Consider the following 10,708-nt stretch of genomic DNA (forward strand, 5'->3'; position numbering starts at 1 on the left):
TAACCCCGAATCTGGGCGGCCTTTATGCTCAGAGGAGGGGTAACGGGGGGAAGACCCTCCCCGAGGGGTCGAAGACCCGCTTTAACTTGGGTCTAAATGAAACCCCTCAAACCTCCCTGCCAATGGCGAGGGGTTAACTCGTTGGAACCCTCGCCCTTCAGGGCGGGGAGGAGGTCAGATAAACGAATCACTCGCATGGTTTCTGTCATTGAACCTTCCTCTTGATGTGGAGCAATCAGCCGCGATTCTGGTTGAAAGGGTTTCGGAAAAGGTAAGCGAATACCTCCTCAATTACACCCTTTCTATCCCCAAGCTGATTCTCCAGGCTATCGTTTTTATCACAGTTTTTTATGGAATGCTTGTGCACTCAGAAACTTTATCTAAAGAGCTTTATGCACTGCTGCCCGAGGAGAGGAGAGATTTGGGTATGGAGCTAGTAGAAAAGGCAAAAGAGACGTTAAATGCCATTTTGAGGACTTGGCTTATGCTGAGCATCTTTAAAGGCTTTCTGCTAACCTTGGGCTTTTATTTCCTTGGGGTGGCGAACCTCAGTGGAGCAATTGCAGCAGGGATACTCTGCGTTGTCCTTGAGCTTTTACCCGTTATTGGGGGATGGATAGTGTGGATAGCTGGGGCCATCTATCTGTTTACTCAGGGGGATATCTTTGCAGCGGTCATGCTCTCGGTATATGGTGTAGCTTTAATATCTCCTGGCCCTGATATTACAATTAGGCCAAAACTTGTTGCAAAAGGTGCAAAAATAAACCCTGCCCTTGCACTGGTAGGAATATTTGGCGGAATAATGGGCTTTGGAATAAAGGGATTAATAATTGGCCCTGTAGCTTTGGGTTTGCTTTCAACACTGCTGGAAGAGTGGAAGGAACAAAAAGGAAGGGCTAAATCCTGAATCCCTTTGCTATTTTTCCCTTGTTTTCCCGCTATTATGCGAGAATAGCAGTGTGGGGAGATGTTTCAGAACTATTCTCCTTTGATTTTCAAACTTTTTTAGATTTTTAGGCTCACCAAATCTTTTTAAGGGTATCTACACACCATTAACTAGAATTAGGTTTGCCTAATGGTGATGCTCATGTATGTACGATTAACTCAGATGCGTGAAGGAGAGAAAGGCGTTGTGGTGGACATCCAAGGAGGGTATGGGGCTAGGCAGAGGCTTTTGTCCATGGGAATAGCTCCAGGAACAAAGATTTTTGTGGTCAAATCGGGAAATCCTGGCCCGTATATAATCGCTATTGGAAACACCCGCATAGCCCTGGGGCGAGGAGTGGCGGAGAAGATAGTTGTTAGGAGGGAGCTTTGATGAGTTCTTGTTGCAGCGTTGAAAAAGTTCCAGAAGAAAAGAAAGAGGGCCTAAAAGTCGTTGCACTAGCGGGCAATCCAAATGTGGGGAAAACCACGATATTTAATGCCTTAACCGGTTTAAGGCAGCATGTAGGTAACTGGCCCGGTGTAACTGTTGAAAAGAAAGAAGGCATAATGAAATACCGTGATAAAGAGTTTCTGGTGGTTGATCTCCCCGGAACGTATTCTCTCACTGCAAACTCTGTAGACGAGCTCATTGCGAGAAATTTCATCCTAAACGGGAACGCAGACGTTATTGTGAATGTGGTCGATGCCTCCTGCCTTATGAGAAACCTCTTTTTGACGATGGAGATATTCGAGATGGGAGTCAAGAACATTGTCATTGCATTGAACAAGATTGACATCGCAAGAAAAAGAGGAGTTCACATTGATATCAAAAAAATGGAAAAAGTTCTTGGGGTTCCGGTAGTTCCAACAAATGCCAAAGAGGGCGAGGGGCTGGAAGAATTAAAAAGAACAATAGCCAGCATGGCCGAGGGGAGAATAACTACAAGTCCTATAATCCCCGTATACGAGGAACCGATAGAAAGGGAGATAGAGCACATCTCCAACCTTTTGAGAGAGACTCCATTGGAGGAGATGTACAACATCAGATGGCTGGCAATAAAGCTCCTCACCAGGGACCAGGAAGTGATAAAGCTCGTTTTGGACTACCTTGGTTCAGGAAAAATGGATGAGATACTTAAGCATATAAGCGAGCTGGAAGTTTACTATAAGCGCTCCCTTGACATCGTAATAGCAAACCAAAAGTATGAATTTATAGATCAACTCATGCATCAGTTCGTAACTCACTTTGGAGAAGCTAAGGAAACTTTCAGCGACCAGATAGATAAGTTCCTCACTCATCCGGTTTACGGACTCTTGGGACTTTTGGGTGTGTTCTACGTTCTGTTCAAGTTTGTGTTCACAATAGGCACTCCCATGCAGGAGTTCCTGGACAATGCTTTTGCGTCATTTGGTGAATTTGTTGCACCGGTTATCAGCAATGAAGCTCTGAGGGGGCTCATTGTTGATGGAATTATCGGTGGTGTCGGGTCAGTGTTGAGCTTTTTCCCTCTAGTCTTTCTGCTGTTCGTTGCAATGTCGATCCTCGAAGACAGCGGGTATATGGCTAGAGCGGCTGTCGTCATGGAAAGGATAATGAGAAAGTTTGGTCTTCCAGGAAAGAGCTTTATCCCGATGGTTTTGGCATTTGGATGCAACGTTCCAGCTATAATGGCAACAAGAACGTTAGAAGATGAAAGGGACAGAATATTAACCATGCTGATAAATCCACTCGTGCCCTGCAGTGCAAGGATGGTCGTTATAACTTTCCTAGCCGGGGCATTCTTCAGCGACCATAAAGCCCTTGTAGCAGTGGGTATATATGCAATTTCCCTCTTTCTCGCTTTACTTTCGGCTCTAATCCTTGGAAAATTTGTTGTTAAAGGAGAGGAGAGCCCGTTCGTAATAGAACTTCCCGAGTATTCTCTTCCGTCATGGAAAGTCGCGGTAGTGCATTCATGGGAGAGAAGCAAGGAATTTCTAAGGAAAGCTGGTACAGTAATTTTACTCGGCTCCGTGGCGATATGGTATCTAAGCACTTATCCCGAACCCATAGGCAACGGCTTGAGCTATGCAGAAAAGCTTGGAAAAGTTTTTGAGCCCTTCACTGTGCTCATGGGCCTTGACTGGAAGGCAGCTGTTAGTTTGATCTTTGGAATAATTGCTAAGGAGAATGTTGTTGCAACATATGGCATAATATATGGCATAGGAGAAAGCGAAGAGGCTCTCATATCGCTGATGCAGAGTGCTATGACTCCCCTACAGGCATTTGTCTTAGCCTTGGTAACCACTTTATATATTCCTTGTATAGCAACAATAGGGGCAATAAGAGTCGAAGGAGGGAATAAGTGGGCTTTGGTAGCCTCTCTCTACAACCTTTTGCTTGCGAGCTTAGTTGGCATACTCGTTTACAACATTGGTCTCTTGCTTGGGTTTTGATGGGTGAAGCAGATGGGGAAACTCGATGATGTGCTGGAATTGATAAAGAATGGAGTAAGAACATCCAAGGAAATAGCTGAGAGGTTAGATCTTACGGTTGATGAGGTTGAAGGAATCATAAAAATCCTAGAAAGCCTGGGCTACGTGGAAAAAGTCGAGATGGGCTCTTCGTGCCAGAGTTGTCCCCTAAAGAAAATTTGTCCAGGTAGTTGTGTCGTGTTTAAAGGTAGCCTCTATGAGCTCAAGAAAGATGACAAGAAGAATACATAGGCTGAAAAGCTGTTCATTGAGGGAATATTTAATCCACGTAAAATATTTAAGGCGATAGCCTAATGTATTATTGGTGATACTATGAAAGCGGTTATTCTTGCTGGTGGTTTTGGAACAAGATTAAGGCCACTCTCTTCAACTAGACCAAAGCCCATGATCCCGGTTCTTGGCAAGCCAAATCTCCAGTACATACTCGAAAACTTGGAGAAGATAAAGGAGATCGACGAGGTTATCCTTTCAGTACACTACATGAGAGGAGAGATTAGGGAATTTATAGAGGACAAGATGAGCGATTATCCAAAAGATATTAGGTTTGTCAATGATCCAATGCCCTTAGAAACAGGAGGAGCCCTTAAGAACATTGAAGAGTTTGTAGGTGAGGAGTTCCTAGTTATTTACGGAGACGTCTTTACCAACTTCAACTTTGAGGAGCTCATAAAAGCACACAGAGAAAACGAGGGGCTTGTAACGGTAGCACTTACAAAGGTCTATGACCCAGAGAAATACGGTGTCGTCGTTACAGACGAAGAAGGAAAGATAATTGATTTTGAAGAAAAGCCCCTAAAGCCCAAGAGCAACGTAGTAGATGCGGGAATTTACATGGTTAACAAAGAAGTCCTGAAAGAGATACCCAAAGGAAAAGAGGTCTACTTTGAGAGGGAAGTTCTTCCAAGGCTCGTGAGTCAGGGCCAGGTTTATGGATACATGATGCCAAGAGAAAACTACTGGGTTGATCTTGGAACTCCCGAAGATTTCTTCTATGCTCACCAAGTTGCGCTAGATGAAATCGCCAAGAACAATGGGTATTATACTGTAGAAGAAGGAGCTGAAGTGCCGGAGGATGTTGAGATACAAGGGCCGGTATACATTGACAGAGGTGTCAAAATAGGACATGGAGTCAAAATCAAAGCCTACACTTACATAGGGCCAAACACTATTATTGAGGACAAGGCATACCTCAAGAGGTCAATACTCCTGGGACACGATATAATAAGGGAGAGAAGTGAGCTGAAGGACTCAATTCTTGGAGAAGGTGTTGTAGTTGGCAAAAACGTCATCCTAAAAGAGAACGCAGTAATCGGAGACTACGCAAGAATTCATGACAATCTCGTAATATATGGTGCGAAAGTACTCCCATGGAAGAAAGTTGAAGAGTACGAGGCGTATCTAAAGATAAAGCTTGATCCGACTAAAGTAAGGCCAGAACTTACCCCGGAAAGGTGCCCTCTGGGACTGCCGGAGTGTATATACTCGAAGTTTAGAGCCATGGCAACAGAAAAGCCACCATGTGATGAGTGTATAGAAAACCAATGGCTCTTCTGACCCTTTATTCTTTATTTAATGCAGTCTTGGGTTGTACTCGAAGATTATCTTTCCATCTTTGAAGACCCTCACTATCCCACTCTCTGAGACCGTTATTGCTATTGCTTTGGTAACTTTTGAAATTCCTGCTGCTGCCAGGTGTCTACTTCCCAATCCAGAAGGAATATTCACACTTACTTTCTTAAAATCAATATCCAAATACCTTCCCGCACATAGTACTCTGCCTGACCTGCTTATAACAAAGGCTCCATCCAAAAATGCGAACTCCTTTATAATTTCCTTACTCTCCTTATCGAAGATGTTTATCTTATATCCCTTGAAGGGGTTTGGCACCATCTGATGGGAATGCTTGATAACGTTTTGTGTATCTCCTATTACGAATATTGTCCCTACTGGCTTTCCTTCTCTGCCCTCAAGGCTAAGCTCTATGGCAAGCTCAAGAACTTCCTGGAAAATGTGCTCAATTTGAGAGAAAAACTCATCTCTAACCTCCACGGCTTTTTTAGCTTTTCTAATGCCCAACGTGGATGGGGTCACGTATATGAACGTTTCCCCCTCTTTGATTATCCCCTCGGCTATCATAAAGCTCGAAGCTAAATTTACAAGATTTTTGGTTCCCATTGAGAGGGGAAGGGGAAGGGTTTTAAGGTTATGCTGTCTGCTTGTTTCTCTCCCCACTAGAAGGATTGGTATGTTCACTTTGGGAGGCTTTTTTAGTTCTATGCCAATTACAACTAAGGCTTTAATATCCAAGATCCTTGTGAGCTCTAGGGCTTTTTTGAGAAGAACCTCTGCGTAGTCATTTCTCTTCATCTTCACACCTGAGTGTAAATATGGGCAACCTAACCTTATAAACATTATTTCGAAAAGCAATGCATCCGTTATGAAATTCACACAAAGTATTTTAAGTACCTAAACGTAAAAGTACTCAAAACGGTGAAGAGTTATGAGAATCGTGGTTGCCATTACTGGGGCGAGTGGGGTTGTTTATGGTGTTCGACTGATCGAAGTTCTAAAAGATCTGGGTCATGATGTTGTTAGTGTTGCTTCTGAAACGGCTTTAAAGGTCATAAAGCACGAACTGGGAATTGAGTTTAGGCCTGATTTCAGTGAGGATGACCTTTTTGCGCCAATAGCTTCGGGTTCTTACCCGTTCGATGCTCTCGTTGTGGCTCCATGTTCAATGAAAACGCTGAGCGCTATAGCGAATGGGTATGCCGATACTCTTATTACAAGGGCTGCAGACGTTGCTCTAAAAGAACGAAGGAAGGTAGTATTGCTGATAAGAGAGACCCCTTTAAACTTGGTGCATATCCAAAACATGTTGAAGGTTACCCAAGCAGGAGCTATTGTTATGCCAGCATCTCCAGGTTATTACCATAAGCCTAAAAATTTAGACGACATCGTTAATTTTATAATTGGAAAAATTCTAGATATTCTCAGCATACCCCATAATTTGTACAGGCGATGGGGTGAGTAGGGTGATATATTTAGACGATTTAGATAGGGCGATTTTAAAGGTGCTCAAGGAAGATGCTCGGGTAACAATTTCAGAAATTAGTGAGAGGCTGGGTAAGCCAGAGTCCACCATACACTTCAGAATAAAGAAGCTCATTGAGAGGGGAATTGTGGAAAAATACACGATAGTTCTGGGAGAAGTTGCAAGGCCTAAGGAAGTTGCTTTTGTAGTAATAGGTATAGAAAAACCAGTAATAGAGGACTTTTTAGGGAGATACCTTGAGTATGTGTCAAGAAACCTGGCAAATCTCCCCAATATTCTCTTGGTGGCAAAAACGGAGGACGAGAAGATAGTTGCCCTCGTTGGGGCGGAAACGAAAAATGAGTTGAATGAGTTCATTGAGGAAAACATAAAGACCATACCAAGTGTGCGGGAGGTTGTGGTTTATCCAATAACGGAGTTCAAGAAGGGAGAAGAAATTAAGGGGCTGCTGCTGGGGATTTAAATGGAAGTTGAGGTAAAATTTAGGGTCGTCCTGAATGAAATAAGAGAAAAAATAGAGAAATTGGGGGCTAAACTAGTCAGAGAAGAGATCCAGGAGGATCTTTATTTTGACGTCCCCCTCCCCAACCTTCTCCGCATTAGGCATATCGTAAATACAGGCGAGGTTATTCTCGGATACAAAGAGATTAAAGACAAGAGAAATGAAGAATTTGATGAGATAGAGGTTGAGGTCGGGGATTTTGACAAGACCAGGGAGATTTTAAAGCGTTTGGGGTTTAAAGAGGATATATGGGTTAAGAAGCACCGATATGTGTATAAGCTTGGCAACGTTACTTTTGAGCTAAATCGGGTTGAAGGACTTGGAGATTTTCTGGATATAGAGGTCATAAGCGACAACGTAGAAGAGGCGAAGAGGGAGATATGGAAAGTTGCCGGGATGCTTGGATTAAAAGAGGAAGATGTCGAACCAAGGCTTTACCAGGAGCTTATAAAAGGAAAAAGAGTCACCTAGCGGTGGCAACTATCTTTATGATGTCGTTGAACTGAAGCTCGTAGTCTTCTCCCACCCTTCTGTGGGTTTTGGCGTTAATGGCATAAAGGAAGGTCCTTCCCAAATCGGTGTGCACCTTAAATGCAAGGTCTCTCGGCGTTGAGCCCTTCTTCATTAAGAACACATGCGGCAGAACGTTTCCGAATTGATCGGTTAGCTTGTGTTCATCCTCCACAGGATAAACTGGAATTAGCTGAAGGAGCTCAAAAACTGCTCTGTTTATCACCTCTTGAACTCCTGTGGAGCCGAATCTGTTGAGCACCTTCTCCCTAATTAGCTCCAACCCGTGCTTTTGCTTTTCGTTCAAAGGCTTTAAGACCTTGAAATCCCTCGATCCTGGGATGTAGTCAATGTAGCCTGCTTTAGCGGCTTTTCTAAGTGTCAGCTCGGCAGCTGCTGATGTCGGCACTACTATGTACCCTCTTTTCTCCCCTTCTCTGATTAACCGCTTTATCTGCTCATCATCGGCAGCGTCGGCTTTGTTTGCGGCTATGATTATGGGCTTGTTTATCTTCCTGAGCTCTCTCACGAAGTTAAACAGATCCTCATCGCTCCATTTTGTTGGGTCATCGCTTAAATTTACCCTGTGCATGGCCTCGAGTACGTCATCTTCGCTAACCCCAATTCCAGCAAGCTGGTCCGCTATTGCTTTGGAAAGCTTTAAACCCTGCATTTTTACTCTTTTTGCAAATTTTTCCCAGTTTTTCCTTAGAATTCCGTATATCCAGTAGTCTATTTCCTTCTCCAGGAACTCTATGTCCTCGACCGGGTCGTGATAGTCTGTTGGCTGTCCTTCGGCATCAGTTTTTCCAGTTGCATCGATAACGTGTATTAGAGCGGATGCCATCCTCAAGTCGTCCAGGAACTTGTTTCCGAGCCCCCTTCCCTCATGGGCTCCTGGCACTAATCCCGCAACGTCTATCATCTTTATTGGAATGAGAGCGATTCCGTTTTTGTACTGGTAGTTCTGTGGATTTGGGGTACAGTTAAGCTCTTTGCACGGATGTTCAGCGGTTGCGTAAGTAACACCGATATTGGCGTCTATTGTGGTAAACGGATAATTCGCTATCTGAACGTCTACAAGGGTAGCTGCTGCAAAAAACGTTGACTTTCCCACGTTTGGCTTCCCTACAACTCCGATTTCCATGGTACCACCTCAGAGTATTGTGAATTCTCCCTTTTTCATGATAATCTCCCCGTCAACCTCTACACTCGGATACCAAACTAGACAGTCATAATGGTTCAAAGCAGGGGCATCGTTGTCGTAATTTGCTCCTATGGCTATGTGTATAGTTTTTCTAATCTTTTCATCCTCCAGCAGCTTTCCTGACATCTGGGCCTTTGGGTTGAGCCCTATACCGAGTTCTCCAAGATGCCAGGCGTTTCTTGCATATTCTTCCTTCCCCATTTCAAGTGCCATTTTTTCAGCTCTTCTTATAGCTTCTTCAAGCCTCTTTGCATCTTCTCCCCCTTCGACCTTTGTGACGAGCCCGTTCTCAACATAAACCCTGACCGGTTCTTTTGGTATGATGCTTTCTCCTCCGAGACCTAAAGTTCCATCAAAAACTATCACACCTTCGCTTTTTCCAACTGCAGGGGATATAAAAACCTCTCCCGCGGGAAGATTTCCCCCTCTTCCCGGCTTTCTAAAGTCTCCATCGTCTTTTAACGGCTTTCTGCCATCAATGTTTATCCAAAGGTCTGTCCCCTTTTCGCTTGTTATGTGGACTTCTTTCCCTTTTTCCAGAACCTCAGCCAGTATCTTTGCTTCCTCTCTGAGCTTTTCATAATCTATTGGGACACTTCTAAGATACATCTCCTTTGTTATTCCCGGGCTCCAGAAGGCTCTTATCCTTTTGTCCCCTCTCAACAGTTTTTCAAAAATGTGCGTGTGTTTTTTGTTGTCCCTTCCAATATACCCAATGTTGACACCATAGGGATCTTTTCCAAGCTTCTTTTCACTTATGGATATTACAATATCTGGCTCTGATTTTATCGCCTCTATGACGGCCCTCTCAGCATAATCTAAGGCCCCCTTTGGGCTCTGCACTATTACTGCTGGTTTTGCCTCGAACTCTTTGGCGGCTTCAAAGAGGCTCAGAGATATCTCAAGGGTTTCTCCAGGGTTGGTTACTATTAAAACTTCTTCTCCGTTCTCTACTCCCAAAACCTGTTCCATAACAATTCTTGATACATCGATTAGCTTCATTTTTTCACCCCAACCCTCATTTGCTTCTCCCCTTAATTAGACTTATGCTTAAGAAGGGCGTGTTTATAGTAACCTTTATTAGGGTTTTTGCTGAATTCTTTCGGGTGGTTGTCGTGATCCCCAGATGGGATCACAGACTCAAAGACCCTGAAAGCGTGGCATTCGCAATTCTTGACGTTTTAGCAGACTTCGAATCAGAAGGAAAGCTGAAGAACCTGCCAAAATCCAAAAAATTTCCAGTAAAAACAATACTGGCAATACTCCTCTTTAAACAATACTACAACCTACCCCTCAGAGACGCCCAGCACTACGGCAGAAAATTCTTCGGAGCAAACATTCACTACTCAACCCTCCACAACTGGGAGAAAAAGCTGAACCTCGAAGAACTGACAAACCACCTCCTGAAAAAACTCCAGAAATTACCCTACGCCAGCACTCAAGCAGACTCAACCATTATTACAAATAAAAAAAGGGCAGGATAGAAGTTCAGGCAATAACGAGAATCCTGCCGGGTTTACTGTATCCGGTTGCTGTGAAGATCACAACTTCTGAGAACGAGCTGATTGAACTCCTGCCGGGGGGTTCTGGGAATTTTTATGCTGATGGGGCTTATGATTCAAAGAAAGTTCTGAACACTGTGGTGGAAAAGGGTTATCGGCCGATTGTTAAGAAAACTAAGAACGCTCCAGGTGGTTTTGGTAGTAAGAAGAGAGACAGAGTGTTTTCTGAAGAAGAGTACAGGCATAGGAATCCTCATGAGGGGTTCTGGGGTGCGTTTACAACGTGGTTTGGCAGTAGGATCCCCTGTTTTCTGAAAAAGACTACTGTAACCCGAATCCTGCTTGGGGTAATGTGTTATGGTCTGAAAATCCTCCTCAGAGTCAAATACTGTTTAAATAACAGGGGGTGAAACTAAACACGCCCCTTCAGTGGACAACAATGATCGTTAGAAAACTTAAATAGTAGTTCTTAGCAAATACAATTCCGGTGAATTAGATGGGCATAACAACCAAAACCGGAGATAAAGGAA

Annotated in this window: 13 protein-coding genes; 10 read left to right on the plus strand and 3 right to left on the minus strand. The window is 43.8% G+C overall.

Annotation, left to right across the window (positions count from 1 at the left end; genetic code table 11):
• Positions 1-208 precede the first annotated feature (208 nt).
• From THEPK_RS02435 to THEPK_RS02455, 5 genes are all read left to right on the plus strand, one after another.
• Positions 209-907, plus strand: a complete 699-nt coding sequence (locus tag THEPK_RS02435; RefSeq protein ID WP_232194503.1) for an AI-2E family transporter — start codon at positions 209-211, stop codon at positions 905-907.
• Positions 908-1,075: 168 nt separating this feature from the next.
• Positions 1,076-1,318 carry a FeoA family protein gene (locus THEPK_RS02440; protein ID WP_232194504.1) on the plus strand — a complete coding sequence of 81 codons (243 nt, stop codon included), beginning with the start codon at positions 1,076-1,078 and terminating at the stop codon, positions 1,316-1,318.
• Positions 1,318-3,363 carry a ferrous iron transport protein B gene (gene feoB / locus THEPK_RS02445; RefSeq protein ID WP_042697908.1) on the plus strand — a complete coding sequence of 682 codons (2,046 nt, stop codon included), beginning with the start codon at positions 1,318-1,320 and terminating at the stop codon, positions 3,361-3,363. Before THEPK_RS02440 ends, feoB begins: the two co-directional genes overlap by 1 nt.
• A 12-nt stretch (positions 3,364-3,375) precedes the next feature.
• Positions 3,376-3,633, plus strand: a complete 258-nt coding sequence (locus tag THEPK_RS02450; protein WP_042697911.1) for a FeoC-like transcriptional regulator — start codon at positions 3,376-3,378, stop codon at positions 3,631-3,633.
• An 81-nt stretch (positions 3,634-3,714) separates the two neighbouring features.
• Positions 3,715-4,956, plus strand: coding sequence for a sugar phosphate nucleotidyltransferase (locus THEPK_RS02455; protein ID WP_042697914.1), 1,242 nt, complete (start codon positions 3,715-3,717; stop codon positions 4,954-4,956).
• A 15-nt stretch (positions 4,957-4,971) separates the two neighbouring features.
• Here THEPK_RS02455 and THEPK_RS02460 read toward each other — a convergent pair whose 3' ends face one another.
• Positions 4,972-5,769 carry a DNA integrity scanning protein DisA nucleotide-binding domain protein gene (locus THEPK_RS02460; RefSeq protein WP_042697916.1) on the minus strand — a complete coding sequence of 266 codons (798 nt, stop codon included), beginning with the start codon at positions 5,767-5,769 and terminating at the stop codon, positions 4,972-4,974.
• A 133-nt stretch (positions 5,770-5,902) separates the two neighbouring features.
• Here THEPK_RS02460 and THEPK_RS02465 point away from each other — a divergent pair, with 133 nt between their 5' ends.
• The 3 genes from THEPK_RS02465 to cyaB are packed head-to-tail and all read left to right on the plus strand — an operon-like array spanning position 5,903 to position 7,430.
• Entirely contained in the window at positions 5,903-6,436 is a 534-nt protein-coding gene (locus tag THEPK_RS02465; protein ID WP_042697919.1) for a UbiX family flavin prenyltransferase, read from the plus strand.
• A 1-nt stretch (position 6,437) separates the two neighbouring features.
• The gene (locus THEPK_RS02470; RefSeq protein WP_042697922.1) at positions 6,438-6,920 is read left to right on the plus strand and encodes an Lrp/AsnC family transcriptional regulator; all 483 of its coding nucleotides are present in this window, start codon (positions 6,438-6,440) and stop codon (positions 6,918-6,920) included.
• Positions 6,921-7,430 carry a class IV adenylate cyclase gene (gene cyaB / locus THEPK_RS02475; RefSeq protein WP_042697924.1) on the plus strand — a complete coding sequence of 170 codons (510 nt, stop codon included), beginning with the start codon at positions 6,921-6,923 and terminating at the stop codon, positions 7,428-7,430.
• Here the strand turns inward: cyaB and THEPK_RS02480 are convergent.
• Together THEPK_RS02480 and THEPK_RS02485 are read right to left on the minus strand one after the other, a co-directional pair.
• The gene (locus THEPK_RS02480) at positions 7,423-8,616 is read right to left on the minus strand and encodes a redox-regulated ATPase YchF (protein ID WP_042697927.1); all 1,194 of its coding nucleotides are present in this window, start codon (positions 8,614-8,616) and stop codon (positions 7,423-7,425) included. The two genes, cyaB and THEPK_RS02480, sit on opposite strands and share 8 nt — an antisense overlap.
• A gap of 9 nt (positions 8,617-8,625) precedes the next feature.
• The gene (locus tag THEPK_RS02485; protein ID WP_042697929.1) at positions 8,626-9,678 is read right to left on the minus strand and encodes an aminopeptidase; all 1,053 of its coding nucleotides are present in this window, start codon (positions 9,676-9,678) and stop codon (positions 8,626-8,628) included.
• Between the two features lie 59 nt (positions 9,679-9,737).
• On the opposite strand from THEPK_RS02485, the gene THEPK_RS02490 reads away from it, so the two are divergent.
• A complete protein-coding gene (locus tag THEPK_RS02490) occupies positions 9,738-10,160 on the plus strand; it encodes a hypothetical protein (protein ID WP_156882076.1) in 423 nt (140 codons plus the stop codon).
• A gap of 50 nt (positions 10,161-10,210) precedes the next feature.
• A complete protein-coding gene (locus THEPK_RS02495) occupies positions 10,211-10,588 on the plus strand; it encodes a hypothetical protein (RefSeq protein WP_042696758.1) in 378 nt (125 codons plus the stop codon).
• Positions 10,589-10,708 lie beyond the last annotated feature (120 nt).

This window comes from Thermococcus sp. PK, assembly GCF_000430485.1.
GTDB lineage: Archaea > Methanobacteriota_B > Thermococci > Thermococcales > Thermococcaceae > Thermococcus_A > Thermococcus_A bergensis.